Source organism: Gallaecimonas aegicerasi (genome assembly GCF_045291545.1).
GTDB lineage: Bacteria > Pseudomonadota > Gammaproteobacteria > Enterobacterales > Gallaecimonadaceae > Gallaecimonas.
The window spans coordinates 1,146,875-1,159,757 of record NZ_CP149514.1; the positions used below are offsets into that span (position 1 = coordinate 1,146,875).

At 57.9% G+C, this 12,883-nt stretch carries 12 protein-coding genes; 6 read left to right on the forward strand and 6 right to left on the reverse strand.

Annotated elements, in window-relative coordinates; all coding sequences use genetic code 11:
• Window positions 1–134 precede the first annotated feature (134 nt).
• Genes pdhA through WDB70_RS05665 form a run of 3 tightly spaced genes read left to right on the forward strand, consistent with a single transcriptional unit; the run spans window position 135 to window position 3,327 of the window.
• Window positions 135–1,232, forward strand: coding sequence for a pyruvate dehydrogenase (acetyl-transferring) E1 component subunit alpha (gene pdhA, locus WDB70_RS05655; protein WP_406667468.1), 1,098 nt, complete (start codon window positions 135–137; stop codon window positions 1,230–1,232).
• A complete protein-coding gene (locus WDB70_RS05660) occupies window positions 1,232–2,215 on the forward strand; it encodes an alpha-ketoacid dehydrogenase subunit beta (protein WP_406667470.1) in 984 nt (327 codons plus the stop codon). Before pdhA ends, WDB70_RS05660 begins: the two co-directional genes overlap by 1 nt.
• Complete coding sequence (locus WDB70_RS05665) at window positions 2,212–3,327, forward strand: dihydrolipoamide acetyltransferase family protein (RefSeq protein ID WP_406667472.1); 1,116 nt, start codon at window positions 2,212–2,214, stop codon at window positions 3,325–3,327. The genes WDB70_RS05660 and WDB70_RS05665 overlap by 4 nt, the downstream gene beginning before the upstream one ends.
• Window positions 3,328–3,373: 46 nt before the next feature.
• On the opposite strand, the gene WDB70_RS05670 is transcribed toward WDB70_RS05665, so the two are convergent.
• Genes WDB70_RS05670 through WDB70_RS05680 form a run of 3 tightly spaced genes read right to left on the reverse strand, consistent with a single transcriptional unit; the run spans window position 3,374 to window position 5,383 of the window.
• Entirely contained in the window at window positions 3,374–4,174 is an 801-nt protein-coding gene (locus WDB70_RS05670) for a hypothetical protein (RefSeq protein WP_406667474.1), read from the reverse strand.
• Window positions 4,174–5,025: an ABC transporter ATP-binding protein gene (locus tag WDB70_RS05675; protein WP_406667476.1), complete on the reverse strand. Its 852-nt coding sequence runs from the start codon at window positions 5,023–5,025 to the stop codon at window positions 4,174–4,176. Before WDB70_RS05675 ends, WDB70_RS05670 begins: the two co-directional genes overlap by 1 nt.
• A complete protein-coding gene (locus WDB70_RS05680; RefSeq protein ID WP_406667478.1) occupies window positions 5,018–5,383 on the reverse strand; it encodes a GntR family transcriptional regulator in 366 nt (121 codons plus the stop codon). Before WDB70_RS05680 ends, WDB70_RS05675 begins: the two co-directional genes overlap by 8 nt.
• Before the next feature lie 128 nt (window positions 5,384–5,511).
• Here WDB70_RS05680 and WDB70_RS05685 point away from each other — a divergent pair, with 128 nt between their 5' ends.
• The gene (locus WDB70_RS05685; RefSeq protein ID WP_406667480.1) at window positions 5,512–6,837 is read left to right on the forward strand and encodes an SLC13 family permease; all 1,326 of its coding nucleotides are present in this window, start codon (window positions 5,512–5,514) and stop codon (window positions 6,835–6,837) included.
• Here WDB70_RS05685 and WDB70_RS05690 read toward each other — a convergent pair.
• Window positions 6,834–7,862, reverse strand: a complete 1,029-nt coding sequence (locus WDB70_RS05690) for a 3-deoxy-7-phosphoheptulonate synthase (protein ID WP_406667482.1) — start codon at window positions 7,860–7,862, stop codon at window positions 6,834–6,836. The genes WDB70_RS05685 and WDB70_RS05690 overlap by 4 nt on opposite strands.
• A gap of 51 nt (window positions 7,863–7,913) precedes the next feature.
• On the opposite strand from WDB70_RS05690, the gene WDB70_RS05695 reads away from it, so the two are divergent.
• On the forward strand, window positions 7,914–8,897 hold the full coding sequence (locus WDB70_RS05695; RefSeq protein ID WP_406667484.1) for a 2-dehydropantoate 2-reductase: 984 nt from the start codon (window positions 7,914–7,916) through the stop codon (window positions 8,895–8,897).
• Here WDB70_RS05695 and WDB70_RS05700 read toward each other — a convergent pair.
• Window positions 8,894–9,706, reverse strand: a complete 813-nt coding sequence (locus tag WDB70_RS05700; RefSeq protein ID WP_406667486.1) for a pyruvate, water dikinase regulatory protein — start codon at window positions 9,704–9,706, stop codon at window positions 8,894–8,896. The genes WDB70_RS05695 and WDB70_RS05700 overlap by 4 nt on opposite strands.
• A gap of 165 nt (window positions 9,707–9,871) precedes the next feature.
• On the opposite strand from WDB70_RS05700, the gene ppsA reads away from it, so the two are divergent.
• Entirely contained in the window at window positions 9,872–12,211 is a 2,340-nt protein-coding gene (gene ppsA, locus WDB70_RS05705; RefSeq protein ID WP_406667488.1) for a phosphoenolpyruvate synthase, read from the forward strand.
• Window positions 12,212–12,270: 59 nt separating this feature from the next.
• Here the strand turns inward: ppsA and WDB70_RS05710 are convergent, their stop codons facing one another.
• Entirely contained in the window at window positions 12,271–12,882 is a 612-nt protein-coding gene (locus tag WDB70_RS05710; RefSeq protein WP_406667490.1) for a hypothetical protein, read from the reverse strand.
• Window position 12,883: the final 1 nt, after the last annotated feature.

A 12,883-nucleotide genomic window follows, 5' to 3' on the forward strand; every position in this document is an offset into this window, starting at 1 on the left:
GCGGGCTTTACAGGTTACTGGTCTGATATGCGACAGACTGCTGTTGAAAGGAAGTTTACGTAAAGGTAAAGTCCCAGCAGTTTTATTCAATGGGGGAGTGGCCTCAACTGAGGTCCAGTTAATAAGGTTTGAGTATGACCTTTACGTCAAAGTCAACTATCACTCAGGTGCGTTACCTGGATGAAGAAGGCAACGTGGTTCAGCCCCTGCCAGCCTGGGCAGATGATCTGGACTTGTTGATCCAGTTCTACAAGGACATGGTGCTGGTCCGTACCTATGATAAAAAAGCCATCGCCTTGCAACGCACCGGCCAGATGGGCACTTACCCGTCACACCTGGGCGCAGAAGCAGTAGGCATTGGGGTGGGCAGTGCCATGGACGTCGAAGACGTCTATGTGCCGTACTACCGCGATATGCCGACCATGTTCAAGCGTGGCGCCAGCATGACCCACAACCTGCTGTATTGGGGTGGCTCAGAGCAAGGCAGTTACTTTAATCGTACCGATGGTGCCTTGTCGCAGGATTTTCCCATCTGCGTACCTATTGCTACTCAATGCACTCACGCCACCGGTGTGGCGGCGGCGTTTAAGCTGCGCGGCGAAAAGCGCGTAGCGGTGACCGCCATTGGTGACGGTGGTACCTCCAAAGGGGACTTCCTGGAAGCCATCAACTGTGCCGGTGCCTGGCAACTGCCTTGTGTGTTTGTGATCAACAACAACCAGTGGGCCATCTCGGTACCGCGGGCCATTCAGTGTGGCGCGCCGACCCTGGCACAAAAAGCCATTGGTGCCGGTATTCCCGGCGTACAAGTGGACGGTAACGACATCATCGCCGTTTTTGATGTGATGAAAAATGCGCTTGAGCGCGCCCGCAGCGGTAAAGGGGCCACGCTGATTGAGGCGGTTTCTTATCGTCTGTCAGATCACACCACTGCTGATGACGCCACCCGCTACCGCGGCGCCGAAGAAGTTAACGCCGCCTGGAAACGTGAGCCGGTTAAGCGCCTGCGTGAATACTTGCACAACCAGGGCGTCTGGAGCGAAGACAAAGAACTGGCCTGGCAGGCCGAGTGCAACAAACAGGTTCAAGAAGCGGTAGACGCCTACCTGGCCACCACCAAAGAGCCACCGGAAGCAATGATGGACTACCACTACGAGCAACTGGCCGAGCCGCTGGCCAGCCAGCGTGAGGCGTTGATCGCCAAGGCCATGCGTATGGAAGGGGGCCACTGATGTCAAAAGTGACCTTACTCGAAGCGGTCAATATGGCCCTGCATCACGAGATGGAGCGCGATGAAAACGTGGTCTGTCTCGGTGAAGATATCGGTACTAACGGTGGTGTTTTCCGTGCCACCGTTGGCCTTAAAGACAAGTTTGGTTTCAAGCGGGTGATGGATACGCCACTGGCTGAAGGCCTGATTGGTGGCCTGACTGTCGGCATGGCTTCGCAAGGGGTACGCCCGGTCGCTGAGTTCCAGTTCCAGGGCTTTATCTTCCCGGCCATGGAGCAAATTATCTGTCAGGCAGCGCGGATGCGTTCACGAACCCGTGGCCGCTTGACCATGCCGCTGGTGTACCGGGCCCCGTACGGTGGTTTTATCCACGCACCGGAACACCACAGCGAAAGCGTCGAAGCCATCTTTGCCCATGTACCGGGGCTGCGGGTGGTGATCCCATCCAGCCCGGCGCGGGCTTACGGTTTGCTGCTGGCTGCCATTCGCAGCAACGATCCGGTGATGTTCTTTGAACCCAAGCGTATCTACCGTACCGTCAAGCACGAAGTGGTGGATAACGGCCAGGCACTGCCGCTGGATGTGGCCTACATCCTGCGCCCGGGTAACGATATCACCCTGGTGAGCTGGGGCGCGCAGGTAAACGAAACCCTGATCGCCGCCGAACAGCTGGCCGAGCAGGGTATCAGCGCCGAGGTGATTGACCTGGCCACCATCAAGCCGCTGGATATGGCCACCATTTTGAATTCGGTACGCAAAACCGGCCGCCTGTGCATCGTTCACGAAGCCTGCAAGAGCTTCGGTGTGGGTGCTGAAATCGCCGCCGGCGTGGCCGAACATGCCCTGTTTGACCTGAAGGCACCGATTGCCCGGGTGGCAGGCTATGACGTCACCATGCCGTACTACAAAAACGAAAAGTATTACCAGATCCACCCTGAAGACATCATTCAGGAAGTGAAAAAAGTCATGGAGCACAGCGCATGAAATACTTCAAATTGCCCGATCTGGGCGAAGGCTTGCCCGAGGCCGAAATCGTTGAATGGCATGTGAAGGTAGGCGACGAAGTGGAAGTCGATCAGGTGCTGGCTTCCATGGAAACGGCCAAAGCCATTGTTGATGTGCCGTCGCCAATGAAAGGTACCATCGCCAAACTGTTTGGTGACGCCGGCGATGTGATCCACACCGGCGAGCCGCTGGTCGGGTTTGAAGGCGAAGAAGAAGACGCCGGTACCGTGGTGGGTAAAGTGGATGCCCACGGCGCCGTGGCCGGTGGCGACGATACCTTCACCGCCGGTAATACCCTGGCGCCGGTAGCCGGCTCAAAGATCCAGGCTTTGCCGTCTACCCGCGTACTGGCCAAAAAGCTGGGTGTTGATATCGAAGATCTCAAAGGCAGCGGTAACGGCGGTGTTGTCACCGACGCTGACGTGCAAAAAGCCTTCGAAGCCGACGACAGCCTGTCCAAGAACGAAATCATCAAAGGCGCCCGCCGCGCCATGGCCGATGCCATGCGCCAGGCTGCCGATACGGTGGTGCCGGTGACCCTGTCAGATGATGCCGACATCTCTGACTGGGCCGAGGGGCAAGATCCGACCATTCGCCTTATCAAGGCCATGAGTGACGCCTGTGCCGCCGAGCCGGCATTGAACAGCCATTTTGATGCCAGCACTTACAGCCGTCGTCTCTACGACCACGTTGATTTGGGTATTGCCGTTGACTCCAAGCACGGCCTGTACGTGCCGGTGCTGCGTGACATTGCCAACCGTGATGCCAAGAGTCTGCGCGAAGGGCTGGACAAAATGATCAGTGACGTCAAAGAACGCCGCGTTCCGCAGGACGAGCTGAAAAACGCCACCATCACTCTGTCCAACTTCGGTGCCATTGCCGGCCGCTACGCCAACCCGATCATCACGCCGCCGCAGGTGGCCATTGTGGGTGCCGGGCGCAGCTATGAAGTGGCCCAGGTACGTGACGGCAAAGCGGTAAACCGCAAGATGCTGCCGCTGTCGGTGACCATGGACCACCAGGCCTGTACCGGTGGCGAAGCCGCCCGCTTCCTCAAGGCCTTGAAAAAGTCCCTCGAAGCACCGGAATAAGCTGTTAAGCGCCATAAAAAAGCCGCCCATCAGGGCGGCTTTTTTTTTAGGCCAGATGGCGGCGCCTTATCTCGGCGCAGCTCCCCCAGAGCACCAGGGCAATGGCCAGGCCCACCAGTAAGGAGGTAATGGTGTGTTGCAGCAAGGCGCTGCCGGCGGTGAGGCTCTGGCTGACAATCGGGTCGCTGGCCAGGCTGCTGGCAACCAGCATGATTTCTCCTAGCAGGTGGCCGAAAATCAGCTTGCTTGCCGGGTGCTCTCCCAACAGCAGGCTTTCTGCGATGTACAGCAGTACCGGCAATAACAGCATCCACAGCAATGGCCGCTGAGTGCTGGCACTTAGCAGCATAATGGCACCATAAAAGGGGGCCATTAACAGTGACAACCACAATAAATGCCCGGCAATTTGGCTCCAGCTGTGTATCAGCGCCGGTAGCGAATAAGGGCCGACCACCAACAATGGCAGTGCTGCCAGAACGATACCCAGCATGGCGATGGCCGGTACCAGTAACATCACCACCAGTACCTTACTGGCGACGGTGGTCAGATCGCTGACCGGCAAAGAGCGCCAGAACAGGATGGCGCGGTCGCGGCGCTCATCGAGCAGGGTATTACCGCAAAAGGTAATGGCGCTGAGCCCGGCAGCAATGAAAAACGGCAGGGCCAGCACTTTGAGCAGATCACTGCCATTAATGTGCACACCAGCACCGGCCGGCGGCTGATGTGAGGCCAGTAGCAGCCAGGCCCAAAAAGCCCATAAGGCCAGTACCAGCGCCGCCGGGAGCCACAACAGGGTACGGTTGTTTTCCCACAATTCCTTTTGTACCAGCGTAATGAAGGTATTCATCAGGCAGCCCTCCCGACTTTAGCGACAAAAACATCGGCCAGTGACGGCGTTTGACACTGGCCCAGCTGGCGCAGCTGTTCCGGGCTTTGTTCAAAGGTCAGTATCTGGCCAGCCAGGGTGGTGCGTTCGCTCAGTGGCCCCAATGCCCGGGCCTGCTCGAGTTTGTCGCGGTCGACCAAAAGGTCGGTGTAATGGCCGGCAACCGCATCAATGTCGCAGTCAAGTACCAGTTTACCGCCATGGAGGAACAACACTCGGGTCAGCATGTGTTCAATTTCTTCTACCTGATGGGTGGTAATAAGCAAGGTACGTTGATGGTCAAAAAAGTCGTTCAGTAGCTGCTGATAGAAGCCTTTTCGATACACCACATCCAGCCCCAGCGTCGGTTCGTCCAGCACCAGCAGTTCCGCATCAATAGCCATGATCAGGCTCAGGTGCAGTTGTGTCACCATGCCTTTGGAAAGGCTGCTGACCCTGGCTTTGGGCGGGATCTGGGTCTTTGCCAGCAGCGCCTGGCAGCGCTGGCGGTCAAAGCGGGGGTGAACGCCAGCCATGTAGTCAAGGAGCTGGTTAACTTTGGCCCAGCGGGGCAGGGAGGCGACGTCAGAAATATAGGCAACCCTTTCCAGCAGGTGGGCCCGGTGACGCATGGGATTTTGGCCCAGTACACTAAGCTCACCGCTCACTGGCAAGAGCCCGAGAATGGCGTTGAGCAGGGTGCTTTTACCGGCGCCATTAATGCCCACCAGGCCAACAATCTGACCGCGGCCAATGCTCAAATCGACGCCATCCAGTACCACTTTGCTGCCAAAGCGCTTTTGTAGCTGGCGGCCTTCAATCAAGTTATCCATCTAAATTCTCCATTTGCGCTATCAGTGGCGCGGTATCCAGTTCCAGGCGGCGGATCTGCTCGAGTATCTGTGGCCAGGTATGGCTGACAAAATTGTCGCGAGCTTGCTTGCGCAGCTGCATTTGCGCCTGTTGGGCGACAAAACTGCCGACACCGCGGCGCCGCTCAACAATACCCTGGTCGGCCAGCTGGCTGATGGCCCGCTGTACTGTCAGCGGATTGACCTGCAACTCACCGGCCAGTTGCCGCACGCTGGGTATTGGGTCGCCGGCAGCCAGGCGGCCATCAAGAATAGCGGTGACCAGTTGCTCGGCCAGCTGTTCGTAGATGGGCCTTTGGTTATCCCATTGTTGTTGCACAGGTTGTCTCCGTGTTGGTGTGTTAGTGTTGTAACACGGTGATTTTGTAATTGTCTACTTTTTCTGCACTGGCTCTGCTGAAGGGAATTTGCCACACTGCCTGAAGAACAAAAAACCAGGGAAAAACAATGACAAAAATGCTTGCGGTCATGGCGCTGCTGGTTGCTGTGGTATTGGTGGTGATGGCGCCGCTGGGCGCGCAGGTCAGTGCCGGCCTGGCTCTGCTGTTACTGGCTGGCACCCTGTGGATGACCGAAGCGATGCCGGTCACCATTACCGCCTTGCTGGTGCCGGTACTGGCGGCGCTGCTGGGGGTATTACCGGTAAAAGAGGCGCTAGCCAATTTTGCCCACCCGATCATCTTTCTGTTTCTGGGCGGCTTTGCCCTGGCTTCAGCACTCAAAGAGCAGGGCCTGGATAAAGCCATGGCCAGCGCTGTGATGCGCCTTGCCGGTGGCCGGGTGTGGCTGTCAGTGCTGCTGTTGTTTATCACCTCGGCGTTTTTGTCCATGTGGATTTCCAATACGGCTACCACCGCCATGATGCTGCCCCTGGCGCTGGGGTTACTCAGTGGCATGGAGCCGGCACCGAGCCCCGGCACCCGTATCTTTGTACTGCTGGGGATTGCTTATTCGGCGAGCCTGGGCGGTATGGGCACCTTGGTGGGGAGCCCACCTAATGCCATTGCTGCTGGCTATCTGGGCTACCAGTTTGATGACTGGCTGGCTCTTGGCCTGCCATTGATGCTGATTTTGTTGCCACTGGCATGGGGCGTATTGTTCTGGCAGTTACGTCCGGCCCTGGCGGCCCGTAGCGAACCACAACAAGGCGTTGCATTTGAGTGGAGCCGGGGGCGGTTACTGACCATGGTTGTATTTGCTGCTACGGTATTGTGCTGGATTTTCTCGTCGCTGCTCTCCAAGGCGCTGGGGGGGATCAAAGACTTTGATGCGCTGGTGGCCTTGAGTGCAACGGTGCTGGTGGGGGCATTGGGGCTGTCATCGTGGAAGGCCATTGAACGGGATGTGGACTGGGGCGTATTGCTGTTATTTGGTGGTGGCATGACCTTGTCGGCGGTCTTGAAAGTAACCGGCACCAGCGCCTGGCTGGCCCATGGCCTGTCAAGCCTGACTACAGGGGCGCCGGTGTGGCTGCTGTACGGGCTGATTGCCGCTTTCGTGGTCTTTCTGACCGAGCTGGCGTCCAACACCGCCAGTGCGGCCCTGCTGGTGCCTCTTTTTGGCGGCATTGCCGGGGCGCTGGGGTTACCGGTGCAAAGCATGGCGGTGCTGATAGCCTTGGCGGCTTCCTGCGCCTTTATGCTGCCGGTGGCAACACCACCCAATGCCATTGTGTTTGGCAGCGGCATGGTGCCGCAGCGGGTGATGATGCGCACCGGCCTGTGGCTGAACCTGCTGGCCATTGTGGTGCTGACACTGGTGTTCGGTTTTTAGCCGCGGCGCTGCTTAACCGCTTCGGCCAGCCGCTGTAAAAGTGCGGCGCTGTCATCCCAGTTCAGGCAGGCGTCGGTAATGGATTTGCCATACACCAGGCTGGCTGACTCCCCGGCTGGCTGGCTGCCTTCTGCCAAAAAGCTTTCCACCATCACGCCTTTGATACGCTGCTCGCCACTGGCCAGCTGCTGGCAAATATCGGCAGCCACATCGAGCTGGCGGCGATGGTCCTTGCGCGAATTGCCATGGGAGAAATCTATCAGCAGTTGTTCCGGCAGGGCGGCATGGCGGAGTTGCGCACAGGCGTCGTTGACGGCGGCGGCATCATAATTGGGCTGGGCACCACCGCGCAGAATGAGCTGGCAGTAACGGTTGCCGTGGCTGCTTAGCGCCTGCAACTGGCCATTGTCGGCCGGGGCAAACAGCGGCTGCGGCTCGGCGGCAGCGCGAATGGCGTCGACGGCAATACGGACATTACCATCGGTGCCATTTTTAAAGCCCACCGGGCAGGGCAAGGCTGAGGCCAGGGCACGGTGTACCTGCGATTCGGTGGTGCGGGCACCAATGGCCCCGAAACTGACCAGATCCAGCCAGTAATGGCCGGTCGTTAAATCGAGAAACTCCGTTGCCAGCGGCAAGCCGGCCTGATGCAGGGCCAGCAATAATTTACGAGCCTGATACAGGCCCTCTGCGGTATCAAAGCGGCCGTTGATTGCCGGATCATAAACCAGGCCTTTCCAGCCGTGGCGGGTACGGGGTTTTTCAAAGTAGGTGCGCATCACCACCAGCAGCTCACTGCTGAGCTCTGCTGCCAGGGTGGCCAGCTTCTGGCCATATTCCAGGGCGGCGGCCGGATCGTGAACAGAGCAGGGGCCGATGATCACCAGTAAGCGGTCGTCGTCACCGTCGAGCAGGGCCTTGATTTGCTGGCGCTGTTGGCCAATACGCTCGGCGCCGGTCAGTGGCAGCTCGGCTTTCAGGGCACCGGGAGTTGGCAGGGGTGCCGGATCTGCGAACAATGTCATGAATATCCTGTTCTTGCCTCAGCCATGACTCTGTTAGGCTGAGGAAAATGATTGAGCGGCATTATAGGCGTGATCATCGATAAGACGAAAATTCTGGTTGCTGGTGCTGGCGCCGTAGGCAGCTGGCTGGGGGCGGCCTTGGCCGCCGAAGGCATGGATGTCACCTTTCTTGGCCGCGCCGCTACCCAGGTTCGCCTGGGCGGCGGTTTGGCGATCACCGGCCTTGGCGCTGAACTGACGCTGGCGCAGCCCAAGGTTGTGGCAAGCACTGACGAGGCCTTTGATTACGTGATCCTGGCGTGCAAACGCCAGGACACCCAAACCCTGATTAGTAGCCTGAGCGCACTGTGGCAGCATGGCCCGGCCATCATGGTGGCGCAAAATGGCCTGGGGGCTGCTGAGCAGGTCAAGGCGCTGACCGGCTGCGCGGTGTATCCGTTGATGGTGCCGTTTAACCTGCAATGGCTTGGCGCCGGTCTGCTGCATCAGGGCACCGGCGGCCAGGTAGTGGTGCCTGAGCAGTTGGCCAGTTTTGCCCCTTACTGGCATGCCAAAGTGGTGGCCGATATGGCGCCCATACTGGCCGGTAAGCTGCTGCTCAATCTCAATAATGCCATCAATGGCCTTTGCGGCCTGCCACTGGTCGAAGAGTTGTCCACGCGTGGTTACCGGCAGGTACTGGCCGCGGCGCAGCGTGAGGCGCTGGCGGTGTTTGCCAAGCTCAGCATCAGCCCGGCGCGGCTGACCGGTGCGCCACCGTCCTGGCTGCCGCGGGTGCTGGAAATGCCTGACAGCCTTTTTAAGAAACTGGCCAAAGGGCTATTAGCCATGGACAGTAATGCCCGCTCGTCGCTTTATGACGACTTGGCCGGCAAACGGCCAACCGAGGTGGATTATCTGAACGGTTGGGTCGCCGAGCAGGCTGAACACTTGGGCCTTAAAGCGCCGGTGAATCGCCACCTGGCGGCCCTGGTGCATCAGGCCGAGCAGCAGGGGCAGGCGCCGCAGTACGCCCCCGCTGATCTCTGGCCTTAATACTTGTGCCGCTCCAGGCCGGTATCCTGCAGGATATGGGCGCTGATCTCCTCGACACTGTGACGGGTGGTATTGAGGTAGGGAATGCGCTCCTTTTTAAACAGCAGCTCCACTTCCTTGGTTTCAATGCGGCACTGGCGCAGTGACGCATAGCGGGTGCCCGGCGCCCGCTCATGGCGGATCTGTGCCAGCCGATCCGGGTCAATTACCAGCCCATAGAGTTTGTGCTTGTGCTCCTTGAGCGCCAGCGGTAACCGCAGGTTGTCCATGTCTTCTTCGGTAAAGGGGTAATTGGCTGCCTTGATGCCGTATTGCAGTGCCAGATACAAACTGGTCGGGGTTTTGCCGCAGCGTGATACCCCCACCAGAATGATGTCAGCGCGGTCATAGTGCTTGGTTACGGCGCCATCGTCGTTATCCAGGGCATAGTTCACTGCATCGATACGGTGCTGGTAGGCGTTATCCATCATGCCGTGCGAGCGGCCAATCTTCGGTTCGGCCTTAACCCCCAGCTGCGCTTCGAGCGGTGAAACAAAGGTGGAGAGAATGTCGTAGCTGATGCCATCGCTCTGTTCAAAGAGCGTGCGCAGTGTCGCGTCAACAATCGTATGGAAGACCACCGGCCGTTGGCCTGTGGTAATAAAACTACGATTGATCTTTTCGGTAACGCGCTCGGCTTGAGCAACATTTCCCACGAAAGGCTCGGTAAATTGCCGGAACTTTACCGGGAACTGCGACAAAAGTGCATGCCCGAACACTTCAGTGGTGATGGCGGTGCCGTCCGATACGAAATACACATGTCTTTCCATGATGGGGCCTTTTGTTAACCGTTTACCACAGCCGAGACAAACGTTTTACCGGCCGCTGGGCGGCAGTGTAGAATGGCCTAGCGTCTCAGCACAAACCCTTCAGCCGGAATAACTTAGGGAGTTTTCACCGTGCAAGAATATGTTCTCTGGTACCAAGACCTGGGCATGAGCGATGTCAATCGTGTAGGTGGTAAGAATGCCTCGCTGGGCGAGATGATCAGCCACCTTTCTGGCCTCGGTGTGCAGGTGCCGGGAGGCTTTGCCACCACCGCTCATGCTTTTAATGAGTTTCTGGAGCAAAGCGGCCTGAACGCCCGAATTTATGACATTCTCGACCGCCTGGACGTAGATGATGTCACGGCCCTCAGCCAAGCCGGTGAAACGATCCGCCAGTGGGTTATTGATACCCCGTTCCCCAGCGCTCTGGACAGCGCTATTCGTGACAGCTACCAGCAACTGACGGGCGAGCACGGTGACGAGGTGTCCTTTGCGGTGCGCTCTTCCGCTACCGCCGAAGACATGCCTGACGCCTCTTTTGCCGGCCAGCAGGAAACCTTCCTGAACGTGCGCGGCATCGATGCGGTAATGGAAGCCATCAAGCATGTGTTTGCCTCGCTGTTTAATGACCGGGCCATTTCCTACCGGGTACACCAGGGGTACGACCACAAAGGCGTTGCCCTGTCGGCCGGTATTCAGCGCATGGTGCGCTCGGACATCGCCAGCTCCGGGGTGATGTTCACCATCGATACCGAATCCGGTTTCGACAAAGTGGTGTTTATTACCTCGGCTTACGGCCTTGGTGAAATGGTGGTGCAGGGCGCCGTGAACCCAGACGAATTTTACGTGCACAAGCCGACCCTGGCAGCAGGCCGCCCGGCCATTTTGCGCCGCACCCTGGGCTCGAAAATGGAGCGGATGATCTATTCCGGTGACCAAGCCCACGGCAAGCAGGTAAAAATTGAAAACGTTGCTGACGCCGAGCGGCTGCGCTTTTCCATCACCGACGCGGAAGTCGAAGCGCTGGCCAAACAGGCGATGATCATCGAGAAACACTACGGCCGGCCGATGGACATCGAGTGGGCCAAAGACGGCCTCGACGGCAATCTGTACATCGTGCAGGCGCGCCCGGAAACCGTCCGTTCCAATGAAACGGGCAATACCCTGGAGCGCTTCAGCCTCAAGGAAAAATCCACCGTGGTCGCCGAAGGGCGGGCCATCGGCCATAAAATTGGCGCCGGTACTGCGCGGGTGCTGGACTCCATCAAAGACATGGACATGGTTAAGCCCGGCGACGTACTGGTTACCGACATGACCGACCCGGACTGGGAACCGATCATGAAACGCGCCAGCGCTATTGTTACCAACCGCGGTGGCCGTACCTGCCACGCCGCCATTATTGCCCGTGAGCTGGGTATTCCGGCGGTGGTGGGCTGTGGCGATGCCACTGACCGTATCAAAGACGGCCAGGCGGTCACGGTTTCCTGCGCCGAAGGTGACACCGGCTTTATTTATGACGGCCAGCTTGATTTTGCTGTCGAAACCTCAGACGTGGGCACAATGCCGGCGCTGCCGATAAAAGTCATGATGAACGTCGGTAACCCTGACCGCGCCTTTGATTTTTGCCGCCTGCCGCACGCGGGTATTGGCCTGGCGCGGGTAGAGTTTGTCATTAACCGGATGATCGGCGTACACCCCAAGGCGCTGTTGAATCTGGCGGACCAGCCACAAAGCCTGCAGGCGGAAATTCGCCAGATGATGGCCGGCTACGACAGCCCCCGCGAGTTTTACATCAGCAAGCTGGCCGAAGGTATTGCCACCCTGGGCGCCGCTTTCAGCCCGGAGCGGGTGATTGTGCGGATGTCGGACTTCAAGTCCAACGAATACGCCAACCTGCTTGGCGGCGAAGCCTTTGAACCCCATGAAGAAAACCCGATGATCGGCTTCCGTGGTGCCAGCCGTTACATCAGCCCGGAATTTCGTGACTGTTTTGCCATGGAATGTGAGGCCATCAAGCGGGTGCGTAACGACATGGGCCTGACCAACGTCGAGGTCATGATCCCCTTCGTGCGCACCGTTGAAGAAGGCCGCCAGGTTATTGAGTTGCTGGCAGAGCAGGGCCTCAAGCGTGGCGACAATGGCCTGAAAGTGATCATGATGTGTGAGCTGCCGTCCAACGCCCTGCTGGCTGACCAGTTCCTGGATCACTTTGACGGCTTCTCCATCGGCTCTAACGATTTGACCCAGCTGACCCTGGGCCTGGATCGCGACTCCGGCATCATTGCTCACCTTTTTGATGAGCGTAACGAGGCGGTCAAGGTACTGCTGGAAATGGCCATCAAAACCGCGAAAAAACGTGGCAAATATGTGGGCATTTGCGGCCAGGGGCCGTCAGATCACGAAGACTTTGCCGCCTGGCTGGTGGAGCAGGGCATTGATTCGGTGTCGCTGAACCCTGACACCGTTGTTGATACCTGGCTGTATCTGGCCAAGCAACATAAAGCCTAAGCACACAGTATTAAAAAACCCCGGCTATATGCCGGGGTTTTTTATGCGCTTTCGCACAGTTACATGACCTTGATAGCCATATCCTCCAGGGTATTGGCGGTAACCTGCATACGTTTGGCCACTTCCTTTAACTGCGCCAAAATATCCTTGTGAATAATGATGTGCTTGATGTCGTCCTGTTCCAGCAACTGGGCAATATGATGGGCACGGTATTCCACCAGCCGGTCATACTTGTCGTGAATGGGGCCGACCTGGGGCAGGGCCTTGTTACGTAACTGCTTTACCCCTTCTTCGAGCAGGCTGGCCATTTCCTTAAGCAGGGCAAAGATATCGTGATACACATCCAGCTCCTGGCGGTTGTGGTAAACGTCCACTTCAATCACAAAGTGCTTTACGCTCAGGGCGATCCAGTCCAGCTGGGTGATGATGCGAAAAATTGACTCTTTATCGTAGGGGGCAATAAACACATCCAGCAGCTCTTTCATATTGCGTTCTTTGAGCTCACGGGTGGCGCTGGTGTCGTTGATGATCGCCGCAAAGGCCTCTTCCTGGTGCAGAATGTACGCGCCATGCAAATCATGGACAATTTTGCGGGTTGCCGAGGCTTGTTCCAGCAGCGCGGCGGCCAGATCCATCTCTTTGGGTAAAATGAATTTTTGAATAAAGCCCATG

Coding starts and splice junctions, on each gene's coding strand:
- pdhA (WP_406667468.1), top strand. CDS start 135: ATGACCTTTACGTCAAAGTCAACTATCACTCAGGTGCGTTACCTGGAT.
- WDB70_RS05660 (WP_406667470.1), top strand. CDS start 1,232: ATGTCAAAAGTGACCTTACTCGAAGCGGTCAATATGGCCCTGCATCAC.
- WDB70_RS05665 (WP_406667472.1), top strand. CDS start 2,212: ATGAAATACTTCAAATTGCCCGATCTGGGCGAAGGCTTGCCCGAGGCC.
- WDB70_RS05670 (WP_406667474.1), bottom strand. CDS start 4,174: ATGAATACCTTCATTACGCTGGTACAAAAGGAATTGTGGGAAAACAAC.
- WDB70_RS05675 (WP_406667476.1), bottom strand. CDS start 5,025: ATGGATAACTTGATTGAAGGCCGCCAGCTACAAAAGCGCTTTGGCAGC.
- WDB70_RS05685 (WP_406667480.1), top strand. CDS start 5,512: ATGACAAAAATGCTTGCGGTCATGGCGCTGCTGGTTGCTGTGGTATTG.
- WDB70_RS05690 (WP_406667482.1), bottom strand. CDS start 7,862: ATGACATTGTTCGCAGATCCGGCACCCCTGCCAACTCCCGGTGCCCTG.
- WDB70_RS05700 (WP_406667486.1), bottom strand. CDS start 9,706: ATGGAAAGACATGTGTATTTCGTATCGGACGGCACCGCCATCACCACT.
- ppsA (WP_406667488.1), top strand. CDS start 9,872: ATGAGCGATGTCAATCGTGTAGGTGGTAAGAATGCCTCGCTGGGCGAG.
- WDB70_RS05710 (WP_406667490.1), bottom strand. CDS start 12,882: ATGGGCTTTATTCAAAAATTCATTTTACCCAAAGAGATGGATCTGGCC.